This is a genomic window from Streptomyces luomodiensis, assembly GCF_031679605.1.
GTDB classification, from domain to species: domain Bacteria; phylum Actinomycetota; class Actinomycetes; order Streptomycetales; family Streptomycetaceae; genus Streptomyces; species Streptomyces luomodiensis.
Genome location: NZ_CP117522.1, coordinates 2,976,962 through 2,997,014, shown reverse-complemented (window position 1 = coordinate 2,997,014; position 20,053 = coordinate 2,976,962). Strand labels below are relative to the sequence as shown.

Sequence of the window (20,053 nt, the reverse complement as noted above, 5' to 3'; positions counted from 1 at the left end):
CCGGACCTGCCGCTTCGCCGCCGAGGTCGCTTAGGCTCGTCAGCGGCGCATTGATCACGCTGTGCGCGGCGCGTGATCGGGCGGCGCGGAGTCGACCAGGGACGGGAGGCGGCGGGATGTCCGTACCGCAGGGACGCAGGAGCAGCAACTTCACCCGGCTGCTGCGGCACGGTTTCACCGACGCCTCGGCCGCCCAGCGGCTGCTGGACGCGCCCGAGCTGGCCGGGGTGCGCAGCGATTCCGTACTGCTGGAGGGGCTCGGCGCGACCGCCGATCCGGATCTGGCGCTGCTCGGGCTGGTCCGGCTGGTCGAGGCGCTGCCCGAGGAGGAGCAGAGCGGCCCGGGGGAGCACGGCGGGCAGCGGGCCGGTTCCCGGCAGGCGCTGCTGGACACCCTCGTCACCGCCAAACCGCTGCGCGACCGGCTGCTCGGTGTGCTCGGCGCCTCCGAGGCGCTGGGCGACCACCTCGCCCGCCATCCGCAGGACTGGCACGCCCTGGTGACCTACGAGTCGGCCGATCTGCACCCGACCACCCCCGAATTCGAGCGGGCCCTGGCCGAGGGCGTCTGGGGCGAGCCCGGGGCGGGGCTGCCCCGGGCCGACGCGCTGCGCGTCGCCTACCGGCGGGCGCTGCTGGCCATCGCGGCCCGCGATGTGTGCGGCACCACCGAGATCACCCAGACGGCCGCCGAACTGGCCGACCTGGCGACCGCGACGCTGCGGGCCGCGCTGGAGATCGCGGCCGAGGAGCAGCCGCAGGACGCCGCCGCCTGCAAACTCGCCGTGATCGGCATGGGCAAATGCGGCGGCCGCGAGCTCAACTACGTCTCCGACGTGGACGTGATCTTCGTGGCGGAGGCCGTGGAGGGCGTTCCGGAGGACGAGGCGGTACGGGCCGCCACCCGGCTCGCCTCCCGGCTGATGCGCGTCTGCTCCGATGTCACCGTCGAGGGCACCATCTGGCCCGTCGACGCCAACCTCCGCCCCGAGGGGCGCAACGGCCCGCTGGTGCGGACCCTCTCCAGCCATCTGGCGTACTACCAGCGCTGGGCCAAGACCTGGGAGTTCCAGGCGCTGCTGAAGGCCCGTCCGGTCGCGGGCGACGGCGCGCTCGGCCAGGCGTACGTGGACGCCCTCGCGCCGCTCGTCTGGCAGGCCGCCGAGCGCGAGAACTTCGTGCCCGACGTGCAGCAGATGCGCCGCCGCGTGGTCGAGAACATCCCCGTCGCCGAGGTCGACCGCGAACTCAAGCTGGGCCCCGGCGGCCTGCGCGACGTCGAGTTCGCCGTCCAGCTGCTCCAGTTGGTGCACGGACGGTCCGATGAGTCGCTGCGCAGCGGCACGACGCTGGACGCCCTCGCGGCACTGGCCGCGGGCGGCTATGTGGGGCGCACCGACGCCGCCGCGCTGAACTCCGCGTACCGCTTCCTGCGCACCATGGAGCACCGCATCCAGCTCCACCGGCTGCGCCGCACCCATCTGATGCCCGAGGACGAGGCCGATCAGCGACGCCTCGGCCGGTCGCTGGGGTTCCGCACGGAGCCGGTCACCGAACTGGACACCGCGTGGCGGCGGCACGCCCGCGAGGTACGGCGGCTGCACGAAAAGCTCTTCTACCGGCCGCTGCTGGACGCCGTCGCCCAGCTGGAGCCCGGTGAGATCCGGCTCAGCTCCGAGGCGGCCGGCCAGCGCCTCACGGCCCTGGGCTACGCGGACCCGGCCGGAGCGCTGCGGCACCTGGAGGCCCTGGCGTCCGGGGTGACCCGGAAGGCGGCGATCCAGCGCACGCTGCTGCCGGTGCTGCTGGGCTGGTTCGCCGACTCCGCCGACCCGGACGCCGGACTGCTCGGCTTCCGCAAGGTCTCCGACGCGCTCGGCAAAACCCCCTGGTACCTGCGGCTGCTGCGGGACGAGGGCGCCGCCGCGGAGAACCTGGCCCGGGTGCTGTCCGCCGGGCGGCTCGCCCCCGACCTGCTGTTGCGCGCCCCCGAGGCGGTCGCCCTGCTCGGCGACCCGGAGGGGCTGCGCCCGCGCGGCCGGGCCCATCTGGAGCAGGAGGTGCTGGCCGCCGTCGGCCGCGCCGACGGTGCCGAGCAGGCGGTCGCGGTGGCGCGCGGAGTGCGGCGGCGCGAGATGTTCCGTACCGCGGCGGCGGACATCATCGAAAGCGCCCGGCTGGCCAACGGCGAGGTGCGCCCCACCGTGAGCTGGCCGCCGTCCGGCGACCGGACGCCGGGCCGGGCCACCGGGCCCACGCCCGCCCCCTCGGCGGCCAAGCGCTCCGAGCTGCCCACCGCCCTCAAGGAGTCCGAACCCCATGTGCCGGCCCGGCCCACCGCCCCCGCCGCCGAACCGCCCGTGGACGCCGCCGGGCTGGTCGACATGGTCGGTGACGCCCTCTCCGATCTGAACGCCGCGACCCTGGCGGGCGCCCTGCGCGCCGCCGTCCGCGACACCTGGGGCGATGAGCTGCCCACCCGCTTCGCCGTGATCGGCCTCGGCCGCTTCGGCGGCCATGAACTCAGCTACGGCTCCGACGCGGACGTGCTCTTCGTCCACGAGCCGCGCGAGGGCGCCGACGAACAGGAAGCCGCCCGCGCCGCCTTCGCCGTGGCCAACGAGATGCGGCGGCTGCTCCAGCTCCCCACCGTCGACCCGCCCCTCCTCATCGACGCCGACCTGCGTCCCGAGGGCAAGTCCGGCCCGCTGGTGCGCACCCTCGCCTCCTACGCCGCCTACTACCGCCGCTGGTCGCTGGTCTGGGAGAGCCAGGCACTGCTGCGCGCCGAACCGGTCGCGGGCGACCCCGGGCTCGGCGAGCGGTTCATCGAGCTGATCGATCCCCTGCGGTATCCCTCCCAGGGGCTGGGCGAGGACGCGGTCCGCGAGATCCGGCGGCTCAAGGCCCGGATGGAGTCCGAACGGCTGCCGCGCGGGGCCGACCCCACCACCCACACCAAACTCGGCCGCGGCGGCCTCAGCGACGTCGAATGGACCGTCCAACTGCTCCAGATGCGCCACGGCTGGGCCGAGCCCGGTCTGCGCACCACCCGCACCCGCCAGGCCCTGGCCGCCGCCCACGCCGCCGGGCTGATCTCCACCGAGGACGCCCAGACCCTGGACGAGGCGTGGGTCCTGGCCAGCCGCGTCCGCAACGCCGTCATGCTGGTCCGCGGCCGCCCCGGCGACACCTTCCCGACCGATGTCCGCGAACTGGCCGCGGTGGGCCGCTACCTGGGCTACGGCCCCGGCCACGTCGGCGAGGCGCTGGAGGACTACCGCCGCACCACCCGCCGGGCGCGGGCGGTGGTGGAGCGGCTGTTCTACGACTACGAGAACTGACGGCGACGACGAGAACTGACGGCGCCTAGGAGAACCAGAACCGACGGCGCCTACGGGAACCGACGGCGCGGTGAAGCGGTGCCTCAGCCGTCCTCGGGCAGCGTGAGGCGCAGCGGACCGCAGCCGATGCGGTCGGCCTCTGCGGCCACATAGCGGGTGAGCAGGGTACGGATGGCGCCGGGGCGGTCCGCGTCGTCCGCCCGGACCAGGAAGGTGACCTGGCCGGTCTGGCACTCCGCCTGGAACATCCCCATGTCGTCGCGGACGAAGCCGCGTCCGTCGCCCTCACCGGCCTTGACCGGCTCCTTGGCACCGTCCAGGGACAGCCGGTCGTAGAGCACGGCCAGCCGGGGGTCCTCGACCGTCATCAGCCGCAGCCCGGGGTGGTCGAAGAGCACATCGCGGTCGCAGGTGCGCACCGGGCCGTCGCCCCGGGTCACCAGCGGGCCGCCCAGCCCGTCGCGCTGGTACGCGGCGGGGAGCGGCAGCCCCTCGACGCCGCACATGGCGTCCTTCTTCTCGTCCAGGAAGCGCGGCGGCGCGGGCATGCCGCCGACCGGGTCGGCGATGGTGCCCGCGCAGCCCTGGTCGGCCATGTAGTGGTTGACGAGCTTGACCACGGCGCGGGCGAGCGCGTCGCGGGCCTCGGTGTCGACCTCGTCGTCGTAGACGGTCCAGCCGGTGTTCATGTCGATCACGGTGGGGCCGTCGGAGACGCCGGTCCGGCTCGGCCGGCCCAGGCAGCCGTCGGGCACCGCGAGCCAGGCCCGGGTGTCCGAGGCCATGCCCAGCAGCCCGCCGCCCAGCGGGGTGAGCCGCGCGGACAGGAACTCATCGGCCCACTGGTCGCCCGAGCCGCCGAACCGGGTGTCCAGCCGGTGCGCCTCGACGGTGATCCGCCGCCCGCGCGGCGACGTCAGACGGCATGTGCCCGACGGGCCCTCGGAGCCGATGCGGTCGGTGGTGATGGGCACGTCGGACGTCTCGATGTCCGTCTTGCCGTCGAACAGCGCCGCCACATCGTCCCGGCTGAGCGCCCCCCAGCAGGCCCGGTCGTCCGCGAACGGACCCGCCTCGGCCCGCCAGGCCACTCCCGCGCCGCCGAGCAGCGCACCGGCGACGGCCCCGGCCACGCCCGCGGTCACGGCCAGCCGCAGCCGGCTGCCGGTCAGGCGCCGCCAGTGCCACCAGGGGCGGTGCCGCTCGTGCGGCGGCGGCACAGCGGTCGTGTCGCCGTCCTGCTCGGGGTTCTCGGTGCTGTCGTGGTGCTCGTTGTCCCCGGTGTGGTCGGTCATCGGTCGGTCCCCCCAGGTGCGATGGGCGCGCAACCGACGCGTCGCGCCACGGCGTTGGCGAAGGTGGCGAAGTACGGCGTCGTCTCGCGGGTGGACGGGGCGAGCATCAGCACGGTGAGCGGGCGGTCCGCGCATCCGGCCCGTACGACCTTGTACTCGTCGGCGAAGACCCCCGTACCGCGCCAGCCGCGCGCCGGCGCCTTGCTGCCGGTGACGCCGTCGAACAGCGCGGCCAGACGCGGCTGGGCGACCATCAGGGCGTCGAAGTACCGGCCCTCGCCGCGCCGTAGCCGCACCGAACACGACTGGAGGTCCCGGGTGACCGCGCCGACCTGGTACTCCAGCTCCTTGGCCGCATCGCCGAGGTCCAGGCCCCTGATCCGGCAGGCGCGGGTGAAGAAGGATTCCTCCTCCTCGGGCAGCGTGGTGATCGGCGAGTGGACCTCGAGCGGCTTCGCCGGGGCACAACCCGCCTTCTCCATCGCCCGGTTGGCGACCGCGACCAGCAACCGGGCCACGGACTGGGAGCCGCCGAGCCCCGCGTCACCCGACATGGTGGAGTCGCGGTAGACCGACTCCGCGGTGGCGTCGAGCGTCACCGCGGTCGGCCGCCCGTCGCGGGTGTCGCACTCCTTGGGCAGCACCAGCAGCGCGTGCTTGCCGTCGGTGGCGCCCGGCAGTCCGTCGGGCAGCGGCATCGCCCGGTCGCCGAGGTATCCGCCGATCCACTCGACACGCTCCGCGGCGTCCTCGGGCGCGGGGCCGTAGACGACCGTGACCTCGGTCTTCTCGGCCACTTCGGCGTCCTCGGAGTGGAGCGAGACCGTGCACCGCCCCTGTGGCCGCCGTGGTGTCGGCGCGGTCTCCTTCGACGTACGGCCGGCGTTGTCCTCGTCGATGGCCTCGCCGCTCAGGAAGTGCGGTCCGCTGTCCTCTTTCCAGGCGCCCCAGCAGTAGGTGTCCTTGTCGAACGGCCAGGTGTCCGTGGCCCAAGTGCCGAGCCCGGCCGCCACCAGCACCACGACGGCGCCGCCGACCAGGGCGGTCCGCCGACGCACGCGGCTGCGCACGCCGCTCATCAGCTGTTTCATCGCTGTTCCTTCCCCCGTGTGGCCGTCGATCTTACGCACCGGCTCCGCGAAAGCGTGAAGGGGGCATGGCAAGTGGCTGGGCGCGGTGCGTGGCCGCGTCAGCGACCGATACCGTCCCCGGCGGGCGGGCCGGGGTCGAGCCGCACGGTGACGGTGACCCGCCCCTTGCCGTCGACCCGGGCCACCGCATGTCCCGTGCGGTCGCCCCCGTCCAGGTCCAGCGATATCGGGCCGCCCTCATCGGTGAAGTTGCGCCACCACGTTTTGCGTTCGGGCAGGGCCACGGTGATGGTGACGAGGTCGGCGGCCCGCCGGTAGGCGACCGGCGTGCTGAACGTACGGCCCGAGCGCCGCCCCGTGTACGTCACGACCGTAAGGCGCCCGCGCACCAGCCGCCCCCACCGGGGAGAGGAGCGCAACCCGGCCACCCACCGATTGAACGGCCCGGTCGCGCGCTTCGAAAGCGGCCCTTTGTACCGCACACCATCCTCCAGACGCCGATGAACAGGGGGAACGTGCCGTCACCGTAATGCGGCGCGTGGACCGCCCCCGCCCATCTGACCGGAAGTGAGAAGGACGACCCCCGAACCCTCTCGCATGCTGTACGCATCTGGGCTGTTCATGAACGGGCCCCGCTGACCTGGAACCACACCGCTTTCCCGGGGAAGGCCCGTGGTGCTCAGTACGGAACCGCATCGAGGGGCTCAAGCGGGTGATTTCGACCGGCTGCCGGGGAGCGTGTGACCGTCCGGGACGCGGTTCGGACGGTGGCGCGGTGTGGGTTTCGTCTCGCGCCTTCGGCGCAATTGAGCAGCGGCGGCGGGGGTGGGGGGCGCGGCGCCGTCGCCGGGCGCCGGGTCCTTTGGCGTGGGTGCCGGTGGCGGCTTCCGTACTCGGTGGCCGGAGTCCCGCCGGACTGCGGGGGCAGTCGGGACGGCCCCTCCCGGTACTCCCCTAAAAAACGCTTGATCTGACGCAACTAATTTGTCAATCAGTTTCCAGAGGGGTACCCCACCCCCTGCTGTCCGGCAGCGGCGTCGGCTCCCGGTCACGGAAGCCGTCACCGGTCCTCGCCCCCACCGGCCCGGCGGACGGCGACGCGGGCCTGGCCCGGCACCCCCTGCCCCGCTGCTCAAGTGCGCCGAAGGCGCGAGACGAAAGCCGCACCCGACCGAGCCGGACAAGCGGAGGCTCCTGGCCGCGCCGATCGTTCCCCGAGTCCTTTTCGACCAGCGGGGGGCACCCTTCAGCCAGTGACACCGGGGCGTCGATGCCTACCGGGAGGGCCGCTCGGTAGCGCCGCAGTGACCGGGCCCCGGTGTCCACTAGGCCGTGTTTTAGGTAGCGGGTGAGTCTTGGGCGGATAGTTCTTCCGCCAGTTCCATACAGCGCAGGCGGGCTGGGGAGAAGTCGTAGGGCATCTTGCCGGTGGCTTCGAACACGCTCATGGAGTCAGCCTCCCGTCTGCCAGAGCCGAGGTCGGCCTCGCCCTCGCCGTCATCGGCGGTGGCAGGGTGCAAAGTGTCCCAGGCATCGAAGAGGGCATCGTCGTCTTTACCCAGGCCGGACTCCTCAATGACGGCCTGCAGGGCGCTTTCGAAGGCATGCCGCTCGACGGCCACTTGAGCCACCCGTGGATCATCGACGGCGACACTGTCATCGAGTGCCTCCTCGGCGTCATCGATGCGGTCGGAATCCTCCCGCAGAGTGGGATGCGTGGCCAGGACGACGAAGCGGGTGGCCTGGACGGCCGCGCCGAGCGGGCCGAAGATCCGCTCAGTGACCAGCAGACTGTCCAGGTCCGCCTGACGCAGGGAGCCCTCGGGCAGGCTCTTGAGGCGTTCGGTGACGAAGTCGGAGAGCAGGCCCATCCGGCTGCCTTCGGTGCGCATCCGCTGCACGGCGGTCCGTTGCCGCCGCAATTCCGCCTCCTGCTCGGCGAGGGTTTCCTCCAACCGCTCCAGGATGCCCGCGATACCTTCTCCGCTGTCCGCACCGGCGGAAGCCGTGCCGGTGGTAAAGGCGTCACGGATGTCGTCCAGGGCGATCCCGGCGTCGGCCATCTTGCGAATCCACAGCAAGCGGATCATGTCCTCGTACCCGTAGCGGCGGCGGTCATCGCCGCCCCGCTTAGGCTCGGGGAGCAGGCCGATCTCGTGGTAATGGCGAATCGCCCGTGGCGTGCTGCCGACGAAGGCCGCCGCGTCACCGATCTTGACCTGACGGGGTGGCATGAAAGACGAATGCATGAGCAGGGACCTTTCCTCAAGGCATCGGGACGTAAGTCCACCGGACCACATGCCGCTACGGAAGGTGCAACCCCATACACACCGCGCCGCGCCAATGCCAGGCAATGCGCCCTTCCTCCGTAGTGACCGCAGGGCCGTCCTTTGCTGCTGTGGCATCCGCACGACGGCAGGCTGAGGGTTCACAGCCACTGATGAATCGCCGCGACCTGAACCGTCGCCTCGAACCGAACCGCAAGTTTGTCGAACCGGGTCGCCACGGCCCGGTGTTGCTTGAGACGGCTGATCCCGCATTCGACCGCGTGCCGGGCCTTGTAGTCCTCGTGGTCGAAGAAGGGCGGACGGCCACCGCCACGTCCGCGGCGCCTGCGGACCTGATCGGCCGGCTCAGGAATCGTGCACCTGATGCCACGTCTGCGCAGGTATGCGCGATTCGCGCGTGAAGAGTACGCCTTATCGCCTCGCACCCTCAGCGGGCGGCTTCTCGGCCGACCGACTCCAGGCCCGGGGTACCCCGATCGCGTTCAGGACCGGCTCGAACTGCGGACTGTCGCCGCGCTGCCCGGCGGTGATCAGCAGCGACAACGGCTTCTGCCCCTGCTCACACGTCAGGTGAATCTTCGTGGTGAACCCGCCTCGCGACCTGCCCAGTCCATGGTCTTCAGGTTCGGTGCTGACTCCGCCTGGCGGTTCCTTCTGCACAGCACTGCGCCGGCGGGCACCGGCAGCGTGCTGGTGTGCTCGGCAGATGGTGGAGTCGACATTGACCTCCCAGAAGATCAGCCCGGCCGCATCAGCTCTCGCCTGCAACAACGTCAGCAGTCGGGCCCACACACCCCGACGCTGCCATCTCCGGAGCAGTCCATACACCGTCTGCCACGGTCCGTACTCGAACGGCAGGTCCCGCCACGGAACTCCGGTCCGAACCCGCCACCGCACACCGTCTATCAGCCGCCGACAGCTAGGCCACCTGCGACTTATGCCCACCGCAGGCAGCAACGACTCCAGCACCGACCACTGCTCATCAGAAAGATCCCCTCGCCCCACATCTTGATCATCATCATCCAGGGCGTGCACAGGAAGCCGAACCTAAAACACGGCCTAGTCGCTCAAGCGTGGGTGAAGAGTCGTTCGAGGACCACCGCGACTCCGTCCTCCTCGTGGGAGGGCGCCACCTCGTCGGCCATCGCCAGCAGATCGGGGTGCGCGTTGGCCATCGCGACCCCGTATCCGGCCCAGCCCAGCAGTGGGATGTCATTGGGCATGTCGCCGAACGCGATGGTCTCCGCCGGGGTGAACCCCATCCGGTCGGCGGCCAGTTGCAGCCCCACCGCCTTGTCCGTCCCGGCGGGGAGCACCTCGATCATGCCCTTCTCGGAGTGCGTCACCGCCACCTCGCCGGCCCCCGCCCGCTCCGCGGCCGCGGCGACCAGTCCGTCCTCAACCGTACGGTGGCGCATCAGCACTTTCTCGATCGGCGCCGCCCACAGCTCCGCCCGCTCCACCAGTCCCCACTCCGGGCGCGTCCGGTCGGCGAAGCGGGCGGTGACCAGGAAGCGGTTCTCGGGGGCCGCGGTCACCACGGCGAGCTCCAGCGGCCCGGCGCCCAGCGCCTCCTCCGTGCGCTCCACCACCGACCGGGCCAGCTCCCGGTCCAGCGACGCCGAGACCAGCAGTCGGTCCGCGGAGGCGTCGTACAGCTGCGCGCCCTGTCCGCACACCGCGAGCCCCCGGTAGCCCATCGCGACCAGGAACTCCCGGCAGGACGCGGCCGGACGCCCGGTGACCACCAGATGCCGGGCTCCTGCGGTCCGGACGAGGGCGAGCGCCGCACGGGTGCGGGGCGAGACCGTCAGATCGGCGCGCAACAGGGTGCCGTCGAGGTCGGTGGCCACCAGCGGGAAGCGGGGCCGCGCGGCGGTGCGGGGCCCAGGGAGCAGCGGCGCGCCCGGAGCGGCGACGGTCGAAGGGGCGGAGGCGGTCGGGTCGGCGGTGTGCACGGTGGCCGGTGGTCCCTTTCGTCACGCTCATCGTGCTCGTTCCGCGTCGGTCGGCGCGACACAGGGAGCCCCTGAACTCACATCGAACATCGAACTTGCGGAACAGAGAATGGCGGTTCGGACCAGGGGCGATCAAGCCGTGCAGATCACGGCCACCTGCCGCGGCAGCCGGTACGGCAGCGAGCCGTACCACGCGCAGGACAGCGAGAGGCCGAAGGAGAGACAGACGACCCCGCCGACCGCGTCCAGCCAGAAGTGGTTGGCGGTGGCGACGATCACCAGCAGGGTGGCCGAGGGGTAGAGCAGCCCCAGCGTCTTGACCCACACCGGACGGGCCAGGGTCGCGATGGACAGACCGCACCACAGCGACCAGCCGATGTGCATCGAGGGCATCGCCGCGTACTGGTTCGACATGTCGGCGAGGTTCCCCGAGGCCATCGATCCCCAGGTGTTGTGCACCACCACGGTGTCGATGAAATGACCGCCGCTCATCAGCCGGGGCGGGGCCAGCGGAAAGAAGTAGTAGCCGAGCAGGGCCACGCCGGTGGCCGCGAAGAGCGCCAGCCGGGTGGCGGCGTAACGGCCCGGATGCCAGTGGTAGAGCCACACCAGCACGCTGAGCGTCACGATGAAGTGGAGCGTGGCGTAGTAGTAGTTCATGCCCACGATCAGCCAGCTGACCGAGTCGATCGCGTGGTTGACGCCCCGCTCGAAGGCCATGCCGAGCCGGTGCTCCCAGTCCCAGATCCAGCTCGCGTTGCGCAGCGCCTCCGACTTCTGCTCCGGGACGGCGTTGCGAACCAGTGAATAAATCCAGTAACTGACGGCGATCAGGACGATCTCGAACCAGAGCCGGGGCCTTCTGGGCGCCCGCAACCGCTGCATCAGGGTGTTGCCCGGCGCCCGTGCTGCCTCGGTGTCCGCGATGGGTGCCGGGGCGGCCGTCCGGCCTGCCGTGGTCCTGATAGTCGCTCCACCCATAGGGCAACAGTCTAGGCGTACGCACCCCTACGTACGCCTATGTCGCGCCCCCGGCCGTCCGTCGCTTATGTCGCACTCCCGGCGCTCCCGCCACTCCCGCCACTTCCGGCGCTCCCGGACGCCCGGCCCCGCGGCTGAACGCCGTGCGCCGACGCCGTGGAGCCGCGCACCACCAGTTCGGGGAGGAAGACGAACTCGCTGGGCGGTGCCGGGGTGCCGCCGATCTCCTCCAGCAGCGCCCGCACCGCGGCCTGACCCATCGGCTGCACCGGCTTGCGGATGGTGGTCAGCGGCGGATCGGTGAAGGCGATCAGCGGGGAGTCGTCGAAGCCGACCACCGAGACGTCCTGAGGGACCCGCAGACCCTGCTGCCGGGCGGCCCGTATGGCGCCCAGCGCCATCATGTCGCTCGCGCACACCACCGCCGTACAGCCCCGGTCGATCAGCGCGGTCGCCGCCGCCTGACCGCCCTCCAGGGTGTACAGCGAATGCTGGATCAGCTCCTCGGTCTCCTCCGGGGTAAGCCCCAGCCGGTCCCGCATCGCCTGCTGGAAGCCTTCGATCTTGCGCAGGACGGGAACGAACCGCTTCGGTCCGAGCGCGAGACCGATCCGGGTATGACCGAGCGAGACCAGATGGGTGACCGCCAGCCCCATCGCCGCCCGGTCGTCGGGGGAGATGAACGGCGCCCGCACCTTCGGCGAGAAGCCGTCCACCAGCACGAACGGAACACCCTGGCCGCGCAGCTGGTCATAGCGCTGCATATCGGCCGAGGTGTCCGCGTGCAGCCCGGAGACGAAGATGATCCCGGCCACCCCCCGGTCCACCAGCATTTCGGTCAGCTCGTCCTCCGTCGAGCCGCCGGGGGTCTGGGTGGCCAGCACCGGGGTGTAGCCCTGCCGGGTGAGCGCCTGCCCGATGACCTGGGCGAGCGCGGGGAAGATCGGGTTCTCCAGCTCGGGGGTGATCAGTCCCACCAGCCCGGCGCTGCGCTGGCGCAGTCGCACCGGCCGCTCATAGCCGAGGACGTCCAGCGCGGCGAGGACGGATTCGCGGGTGGCCGCCGCCACCCCCGGCCTGCCGTTGAGGACGCGGCTGACGGTGGCTTCGCTGACCCCCGCCTGGGCTGCGATATCAGCAAGCCGTGCGGTCATGGAGTGGGACTGTACCGGTCGCATGTCAGATTGCCCACCACGCGCATGAATCAGCCGGAATGCGCACGGTGCCGTCCCCGTACTCCAGCGGCGCCGAGGACAGCAGGGCACGCCCCGGCACCGGCAGTTCGACCTCCTCCCCGAGCGTGTTGAGCGTGCACACGAAGCCCGGCCGCGCCAGCGCGAGGACCCCCTCCGGGGCGTCCAGCCAGGTCATCGGGGTGTCGCCCAGGCCCGGCAGCTCGCGGCGCAGCGCCAGCGCGGCGCGGTACAGCTCCAGGGTGGAGCCGGGGTCGCCGGTCTGCGCCTCGACGGACAGCTCGGACCAGGCGGCCGGCTGGGGCAGCCAGCTGCCGCCGGGGCCGAAGCCGTGGCTGTCGCCGGAGCGGGTCCAGGGCAGGGGCACCCGGCAGCCGTCGCGGAAGCCGTCCTGCCCGTTCTGGCCGTCCTGCCCGTCGGGGGCGGTGCGGAAGAAGGCCGGGTCCTGGCGCAGCTCGTCCGGCAGCTCGGTCACCTCGGGAAGGCCCAGCTCCTCGCCCTGGTAGAGGTACGCCGAGCCGGGCAGCGCCAGGGTGAGCAGGGCCGCGGCGCGGGCCCGGGTCAGCCCCTGCTCGGGGCTGTCGGTGGCGTAGCGGGTGGTGTGCCGGACCACGTCGTGGTTGGAGAGCACCCAGGTGGTGGGGGCGTCGACGGAGGCGGTCGCGGCCAGCGACTCGTCGATCACCTCGCGCATCGCGGCCGCGTCCCACGGGCACTTGAGGAACTGGAAGTTGAACGCCTGGTGCAGCTCGTCGGGGCGTACGTAGAGGGCCAGCCGCTCGGCGGTGGGCGCCCATGCCTCGGCGACGCCGATCCGGTCACCGGGGTAGGAGTCCAGCAGCCGGCGCCAGGAGCGGTGGATCTCGTGCACCCCGTCCTGGTCGAAGAACGGCAGCACCTGGGCGCCGATCAGCTTGGCCTGCTCGGTGCGGCCGATGTCGGGCAGTCCGGCGGCCTTGACCATGCCGTGCGCGACATCGACGCGGAAGCCGTCCACGCCCAGATCCAGCCAGAAGCGCAGCACCGAGTCGAACTCCTCGCGGACCTCGTCGGAGTCCCAGTTGAGGTCGGGCTGCTCGGGGGCGAACAGGTGCAGGTACCACTCGCCGGGGGTGCCGTCCGGATCGGTGGTGCGGGTCCAGGCGGGGCCGCCGAAGACCGACTCCCAGTCGTTCGGCGGCAGTTCGCCGTGTGCGCCACGGCCGGGGCGGAAGTGGTAGCGGGCGCGGGCCGCCCCGCCGGGCCGGTCGGCGAGCGCCTCGCGGAACCACGGGTGCTGGTCCGAGCTGTGGTTCGGGACGACGTCCACGATCACCTTCAGCCCCAGCTCATGGGCGGTGCGTACCAGGTCGTCGGCGTCGCCGAGGGTGCCGAAGAGCGGATCGACGGCGCGGTAGTCCGCCACGTCGTAGCCGCCGTCGGCCTGCGGGGAGGCGTAGAAGGGGGTCAGCCAGACGGCGTCCACGCCCAGCTGGACGAGGTGCGGCAGCCGCTCCCGCACCCCGCGCAGATCGCCGATCCCGTCGCCGTCGCTGTCGGCGAAGGACCGCACGTACACCTGGTAGATGACGGCGTCGCGCCACCAGCCGGGGCTCTGGGACGGCCGTTCCGGCTCGGTGGGAAGGGAGGTCGTGAGCTCCTGGGTCATGGCGGGAACGTAACAGCTCTGCAATGCCTTGCGGAAGAGCTTGCAGCCGCTGGTGATGCGCTCCGGTGCGCTCCGGGGGACTCCGGTCGCACCGTGGGCGCGTACGGGGCGCCCGTAAGCCGATGTCAAGCGCCGATAGGGGAGCGGAGTGGCTACCGCCGGGACACGTGCGGGTAACGATGCCCGGGTGCCTTGCAGAAATTTGCCGCAAGGTCTTTCGGTGAGCTTGCGGCCCTGTTACGTTCCTCCGCAACCCGGGGCCGCGACGGAGCGGCCGGCTTGGAGGAGTTCAGATGCGACGTGGCATAGCGGCCACCGCACTCGTCGCGGCCATGGCGCTCGCGGCGACCGCGTGCGGCGGTGACGACGGCGACAGCGGCGGCGACAAGAAGTCCGGCGGCCATCTGTCCGGCACCGTGACGTACTGGGACACGTCGAACGACGCGGAGAAGGGCACCTACAAGGAGCTCGCCCTGGGCTTCGAGAAGAAGTACCCCGACGTCAAGGTCAACTACGTCAACGTGCCCTTCGGCGAGGCGCTGGCCAAGTTCAAGAACGCCGCGGGCTCCGGTGGCTCCGGCGCCCCCGACGTGCTGCGCACCGAGGTCGCCTGGACCCAGGACCTCGCCAACATCGGCTATCTCGCCCCGCTGGACGGCACCGCGGCCCTCGCCGACCAGTCCGACTATCTGCCCAAGGCCCTCGCCGGCGCGAAGTTCAAGGGCAAGACCTACGCCGTACCGCAGGTCATCGACACCCTCGGCCTCTTCTACAACAAGAAGATGCTGAAGGACGCCGGGGTCGAGCCGCCCCAGGACTGGACCGAGCTGAAGGCCGCCGCCAAGAAGATCAAGGAGAAGACCGGCAAGACCGGTCTGTATCTGCGCGGCGACGACGCCTACTGGTACCTGCCCTTCATCTACGGCGAGGGCGGCGACCTCCTCGACACCGGCGCCAAGAAGGTCACCGTCGACGACGCGCCCGGCGTCAAGGCGTTCGCGGCCGCCCGTGACCTGGTCACCTCAGGGGCGGCGGAGACCGACGCCACCGACGGCTGGGACAACATGCAGAACGCCATCAAGAACGGCGACGTCGCGATGACCATCAACGGGCCGTGGGCGATCGAGGACACCCTGGCCGGCAAGGCGTTCAAGGACAAGTCCAACCTCGGCGTGGTCCCGGTCCCGGCCGGCAGCGAGGGCCAGGGCGCCCCGCAGGGCGGCCAGAACCTCACCGTCTACGCCGGCTCGAAGAACCTGGACGCCTCCTACGCCTTCGCGGCGTACATGAGCTCGGCCGAGGTCCAGGCCAAGACCACCGAGAAGCTCTCGCTGCTGCCCACCCGCACCTCCGTCTACGAGAACAAGACGGTCGCCGCGAACACCAATGTGAAGTTCTTCAAGGACGCCGTGGACAAGGCCGTCGAGCGCCCCTGGATCCCCGAGGGCAACAGCCTCTTCCAGGCGATCCTGGTGCAGTTCCCGAACGTCCTCACCGGCAAGACCTCACCCGAGAAGGCCGCGAAGTCGGTCGGTGACGCATACCGCAAGCTCCTCAAGGGCGACTGGAAGTAGGGCCGGCGACGATGGCTGTCGACACCAGCCGGCCGCTGGACCCGGCCGCGGGCGCGAAGGGCGCCCGCGGCCGCGGCGGCCGGGTTCGCAAGGACGGCACCCCGCCGCCGCGCCGCATCCGCCACGCACTGGCCCGCCACTGGTACGCCTGGGCCATGGTCGCGCCCGTCGTGGTCGTCATCGGGCTGATCATCGGCTATCCGCTGGTCCGCGGCGTCTACCTGTCGCTGACCGACGCCAACGAGGCCAACGTCGAGCGCACCATCGGGGTCAACCACATCCCCGCCACCTACACAACGGTCGGCCTCGACAACTTCCAGGCCATCCTGGAGGACCAGGTCTTCTGGGACCGGCTGATCTGGACCGTCACCTGGACCGTCAGCTGTGTGGCGCTCACCTTCGCGATCGGCCTGGGCCTGGCCGTCCTGCTCAACCGCCGGTTCGCCGGGCGCACCCTCTACCGGTCGCTGCTGATCCTGCCCTGGGCCGTGCCCGCCTTCGTCTCCGTCTTCGCCTGGCGGCTGCTCTACAACGAGAAGAACGGCATCCTCAACAAGGTGCTGGACGGCGGCGGGATCGACGCGGTGCCCTGGCTGAACGACCCCACCATGGCCAAGGTCTCGGTGATCGCCGTGAACATCTGGCTCGGGGTGCCGTTCATGCTGGTCGCCCTGCTCGGCGGATTGCAGTCCATCCCCGGTGAGCTGTACGAGGCCGCCGAGATGGACGGGGCGAGCCCCTGGCAGCGGTTCCGCCACATCACCCTGCCCGGACTGCGCTCGGTCAGCTCCACCGTGATCCTGCTGTCCACCATCTGGACGTTCAACATGTTCCCGGTGATCTTCCTGCTGACCCGCGGCGGACCCGGCGACTCCACCGAGATCCTGGTGACGTACGCCTACCGGCTCTCCTTCGTCAACAGCCCGCGCGACTTCGCCGGCGCCTCGGCCTGGGGTGTGCTGATCCTGCTCATCCTCATGCTCTTCGCGGTGGTCTACCGCCGTTCGCTCCGCAAGCAGGGAGAGGTCTGGTAGCCATGCGCGACCAACGACGCGGCCCGCTCGCCTCCGTCGGGCTGCACACCACGCTCGTCATCGCCTCCGCCGTCGCGGTCTTCCCGCCGCTGTGGCTGGTGGTGACCTCGTTCAAGCCCAAGACCGAGGCGTTCAGCACCGATGTGGTGAAGAACCCGACGCTGCGCAACTACCAGCACGTACTGAACGACACCGAGTTCCTGACCTGGTTCGGCAACTCGCTGTTCGTCGTGGTCATCACCACGGTCCTCGGCGTGTTCGTCGCGGCCACCACCGGCTACGCCGTCAGCCGCTTCCGCTTCCCCGGGATGCGCCCGCTGATGTGGCTGCTGCTGATCACCCAGATGTTCCCGGTGGCCATCCTCATCGTGCCGCTCTACAACATCATGTCGACGCTGGGCTGGCTCAACCAGCCGATCTCGCTCATCGTCACCTACCTCACGGTGGCCGTGCCGTTCTGCGCCTGGATGATGAAGGGCTTCTTCGACACCATCCCGGTGGAGATCGACGAATCGGGCCGGGTCGACGGCCTCAACCCCTTCGGGACCTTCTGGCGGCTGGTCGTCCCGCTGGCCAAGCCGGGGCTCGCGGTGACCGCGTTCTACACCTTCATCACCGCCTGGGCCGAAGTCGCCTACGCCTCCGCCTTCATGACCGGCGAGGACAACCTCACCCTCGCCGCGGGGCTCCAGACCTTCGTCAACCAGTACACCTCGGACTGGGGCTCCATGACGGCCGCGGCCGTCATGATCGCCATCCCGGCCGCGCTGGTGTTCTCCTGGGCCCAGCGCCACCTCGTGGCGGGCCTCACGGCCGGAGCGACCAAGTCGTGACGAGCCCACCGGCGGCGCCGCCGCGGCTCGCCGACATCGCCGCGCAGGCCGAGGTCAGCGAGGCCACCGTCAGCCGGGTGCTCAACGGCAAGGCGGGGGTCGCGGCCACCACCCGGCAGCGGGTGCTCGCCGCCCTCGACGTCCTCGGCTACGAGCGGCCGGTGCGGCTGCGGCGGCGCAGCGCCGGGCTGGTCGGCCTGGTGATCCCGGAGCTGACCAACCCGGTCTTCCCCGCCTTCGCGCAGATCATCGAGCAGGTGCTGGCCGGCCATGGCTACACCCCGATCCTGTGCACCCAGATGCCCGGCGGCGCCACCGAGGACGAACTGGTGGAGCAGCTGGAGGAGCGCGATGTGGCGGGCATCGTCTTCATGTCCGGACTGCACGCCGACACCACGGCCGACCCCGCGCGCTACGCCCGGCTGGCCGGCCGCAAGGTGCCGTTCGTGCTGATCAACGGCTACAACGAGCGCATCCGCGCCACGTTCGTCTCACCCGACGACCGGGCCGCGGCCCGGATGGCCACCACCCATCTGGCCGCGCTCGGCCACCACCGGATCGGCCTCGCGGTGGGGCCCGCCCGCTATGTCCCGGCACGGCGCAAGGTCGAGGGGTTCCTGGCGGCGAGCGCCGACCTGCTCGGACGGTCGCCGGGCGAGGCACGGCAGTTGGTGCGGCATACGCTCTTCAGCGTCGAGGGCGGGCAGGTGGCGGCGGCCACGCTGCTGGACCAGGGCTGTACGGGCATCGTGTGCGGCAGCGATCTGATGGCGCTCGGGGTGATCCGGGAAGCGGCCCGGCGGGGGCTGCGGGTGCCGCGCGATGTGTCGGTGGTCGGCTTCGACGACTCCCCGCTGATCGCCTTCACCGATCCGCCGCTGACCACCGTCCGTCAGCCGGTGCAGTCGATGGCGACGGCGGCGGTCGGGGCACTGCTGGAGGAGATGGCCGGCAACCCGGTGCAGCGCACGGAGTTCGTCTTCCAGCCGGACCTGGTGGTCCGCGGCTCCACGGCCCAAGTGCCATAACCGGCCCGACCGGCCGGGCGCGTGGGGCCTGTTAATACAGGCCCCCGACCGGCCGGACCGGAGAACGTGGTTGAACGTAACACCGCCGCAATTGCTTGCGAAAGGTCTTGCAACAACAAAAACTCGCGAGTACGGTCCCGTCACCAACACCGCACTGGCGCGTGCGGCAAGAACCTTCACCTGGCCTTACGGGCATGGCGCGTTGCCGTACGAGGCTCGATCGGCACCCCGAACTCCCCCCACGGAGGAACGATGGCCAGCAGTCGCACCCCCCTCGCCACCGCGCTCGCCCTCGCGGCGGGCGCGGCGGCGCTCGTCGCCCTGCCCCCGCAGCCCGCGCAGGCGGCACCGCCCGGCACCAAGGACGTCACCGCCGAACTCTTCGAGTGGACGTACGCCTCCGTCGCCAAGGAGTGCACCACCACCCTGGGCCCCGCCGGATACGGCTATGTCGAGGTGTCCCCGGCCACCGAGCACATCCAGGGCAGCCAGTGGTGGACCTCCTACCAGCCCGTCAGCTACCGGATCGCCGGACGGCTCGGCGACCGCACCGCCTTCAAGAACATGATCGACACCTGTCACGCCGCGGGCGTCAAGGTCGTCGCCGACGCCGTCATCAACCACATGTCCGCCGGGTCCGGCACCGGCACCGGCGGCTCCTCGTACACCAAGTACAACTACCCCGGGATCTACCAGTCCCAGGACATGGACGACTGCACCTCGCAGATCAGCAACTACCAGGACCGCTGGAACGTGCAGCACTGCGAGCTGGTGGGCCTGGCGGACCTGGACACCGGCGAGTCCTCCGTCCGGACCCGGATCGCCCGTTACCTCAACGACCTCCTCTCGCTCGGCGTGGACGGCTTCCGTGTCGACGGTGCCAAGCACATCCCGGCCGACGACCTGGCCGCCATCAAGAGCCAGCTGAGCAACTCGGGCGTCTACTGGAAGCAGGAGGTCATCTACGGCGAGGGCGAGGCGGTCTCCCCGACCGAGTACCTGGGCAACGGCGATGTGCAGGAGTTCCGCTACGGCCGTGACCTCAAGCGGGTGTTCCAGAACGAGAAGCTGGCCTACCTGAACAACTTCGGCGAGGGCTGGGGCTACATGGCGAGCGGCAAGTCCGGTGTGTTCGTCGACAACTGGGACACCGAGCGCAACGGCTCCACCCTCACCTACAAGAACGGCGCCGACTACACCCTGGCCAACGTCTTCATGCTGGCCTGGCCCTACGGCTCCCCGGACGTCCACTCCGGCTACGAGTTCAGCGACAACGACGCCGGCCCGCCCAACGGGGGCACGGTGAACGCCTGCTACCAGGACGGCTGGAAGTGCCAGCACAAGTGGCCCGAGATCATGAGCATGGTCGCCCTCCGCAACACGGCCCGGGGCACGGCGGTGACCAACTGGTGGGACAACGGCAACGACGCCATCGCCTTCGGGCGCGGCGACAAGGCGTTCGTGGCCATCAACCACGAAAGCGGCTCCCTCACCCAGACCTTCCAGACCTCGCTGCCGTCGGGCGGCTACTGCGATGTGCAGAGCGGCAAGACCGTCACGGTGGATTCCTCCGGCCGGTTCACCGCGACGCTGGGCGCCAACACGGCGGTGGCGCTGCACGTGGGTGCCCGTAGCTGCGGATAGGCCGTGGCCCGCACCGGCGGGCACGCCCGGGGGTGAGGGCTTCGCGCCCGCGCCCCCGGGCGTGCGGGGGCCCCGCGCCCGCACCCGGGCGGGTGGGCGCGGGGCCCACACCCACACCACACCTCAAGGAGTCACCAGCCCT

15 protein-coding genes are annotated in these 20,053 nt (G+C 71.1%); 6 read left to right on the top strand and 9 right to left on the bottom strand.

Going from position 1 to position 20,053, the window contains the following annotated elements; genetic code table 11:
• Positions 1-116 precede the first annotated feature (116 nt).
• Positions 117-3,344 (top strand): bifunctional [glutamine synthetase] adenylyltransferase/[glutamine synthetase]-adenylyl-L-tyrosine phosphorylase, encoded by a 3,228-nt coding sequence (locus PS467_RS12860; protein WP_311035381.1) that lies wholly within the window; start codon positions 117-119, stop codon positions 3,342-3,344.
• Positions 3,345-3,427: 83 nt separating this feature from the next.
• On the opposite strand, the gene PS467_RS12855 is transcribed toward PS467_RS12860, so the two are convergent.
• From PS467_RS12855 to PS467_RS12815, 9 genes are all read right to left on the bottom strand, one after another.
• Positions 3,428-4,639, bottom strand: a complete 1,212-nt coding sequence (locus PS467_RS12855; protein WP_311035380.1) for a hypothetical protein — start codon at positions 4,637-4,639, stop codon at positions 3,428-3,430.
• Positions 4,636-5,730: a hypothetical protein gene (locus PS467_RS12850; protein WP_311035379.1), complete on the bottom strand. Its 1,095-nt coding sequence runs from the start codon at positions 5,728-5,730 to the stop codon at positions 4,636-4,638. The genes PS467_RS12855 and PS467_RS12850 overlap by 4 nt, the downstream gene beginning before the upstream one ends.
• A gap of 98 nt (positions 5,731-5,828) precedes the next feature.
• Positions 5,829-6,158 (bottom strand): hypothetical protein, encoded by a 330-nt coding sequence (locus PS467_RS12845; RefSeq protein WP_311035378.1) that lies wholly within the window; start codon positions 6,156-6,158, stop codon positions 5,829-5,831.
• A 909-nt stretch (positions 6,159-7,067) separates the two neighbouring features.
• A complete protein-coding gene (locus PS467_RS12840) occupies positions 7,068-7,979 on the bottom strand; it encodes a MerR family transcriptional regulator (protein WP_311035377.1) in 912 nt (303 codons plus the stop codon).
• Between the two features lie 179 nt (positions 7,980-8,158).
• Positions 8,159-9,023 (bottom strand): IS5 family transposase gene (locus tag PS467_RS12835; protein ID WP_311039837.1). Its coding sequence is split into 2 segments (ribosomal slippage): positions 8,159-8,479 and positions 8,481-9,023, totalling 864 coding nucleotides; the frame shifts between segments, so codons are not numbered across the junction.
• A 62-nt stretch (positions 9,024-9,085) separates the two neighbouring features.
• Positions 9,086-9,916 carry an HAD family hydrolase gene (locus PS467_RS12830; protein ID WP_311039836.1) on the bottom strand — a complete coding sequence of 277 codons (831 nt, stop codon included), beginning with the start codon at positions 9,914-9,916 and terminating at the stop codon, positions 9,086-9,088.
• Between the two features lie 192 nt (positions 9,917-10,108).
• Positions 10,109-10,957 carry a phosphatase PAP2 family protein gene (locus PS467_RS12825; RefSeq protein WP_311035376.1) on the bottom strand — a complete coding sequence of 283 codons (849 nt, stop codon included), beginning with the start codon at positions 10,955-10,957 and terminating at the stop codon, positions 10,109-10,111.
• Between the two features lie 65 nt (positions 10,958-11,022).
• Entirely contained in the window at positions 11,023-12,111 is a 1,089-nt protein-coding gene (locus PS467_RS12820) for a LacI family DNA-binding transcriptional regulator (RefSeq protein WP_311035375.1), read from the bottom strand.
• A 25-nt stretch (positions 12,112-12,136) separates the two neighbouring features.
• Positions 12,137-13,798: a glycoside hydrolase family 13 protein gene (locus PS467_RS12815; protein ID WP_311035374.1), complete on the bottom strand. Its 1,662-nt coding sequence runs from the start codon at positions 13,796-13,798 to the stop codon at positions 12,137-12,139.
• A gap of 293 nt (positions 13,799-14,091) precedes the next feature.
• Here PS467_RS12815 and PS467_RS12810 point away from each other — a divergent pair, with 293 nt between their 5' ends.
• From PS467_RS12810 to PS467_RS12790, 5 genes are all read left to right on the top strand, one after another.
• Positions 14,092-15,372 carry an extracellular solute-binding protein gene (locus PS467_RS12810; protein WP_311035373.1) on the top strand — a complete coding sequence of 427 codons (1,281 nt, stop codon included), beginning with the start codon at positions 14,092-14,094 and terminating at the stop codon, positions 15,370-15,372.
• An 11-nt stretch (positions 15,373-15,383) separates the two neighbouring features.
• Positions 15,384-16,406: a carbohydrate ABC transporter permease gene (locus PS467_RS12805; RefSeq protein ID WP_311035372.1), complete on the top strand. Its 1,023-nt coding sequence runs from the start codon at positions 15,384-15,386 to the stop codon at positions 16,404-16,406.
• A 2-nt stretch (positions 16,407-16,408) separates the two neighbouring features.
• Positions 16,409-17,239 carry a sugar ABC transporter permease gene (locus tag PS467_RS12800; RefSeq protein WP_311035371.1) on the top strand — a complete coding sequence of 277 codons (831 nt, stop codon included), beginning with the start codon at positions 16,409-16,411 and terminating at the stop codon, positions 17,237-17,239.
• On the top strand, positions 17,236-18,267 hold the full coding sequence (locus tag PS467_RS12795; RefSeq protein WP_268971607.1) for a LacI family DNA-binding transcriptional regulator: 1,032 nt from the start codon (positions 17,236-17,238) through the stop codon (positions 18,265-18,267). The genes PS467_RS12800 and PS467_RS12795 overlap by 4 nt, the downstream gene beginning before the upstream one ends.
• Positions 18,268-18,519: 252 nt before the next feature.
• Positions 18,520-19,911 carry an alpha-amylase gene (locus tag PS467_RS12790; protein WP_311035370.1) on the top strand — a complete coding sequence of 464 codons (1,392 nt, stop codon included), beginning with the start codon at positions 18,520-18,522 and terminating at the stop codon, positions 19,909-19,911.
• Positions 19,912-20,053 lie beyond the last annotated feature (142 nt).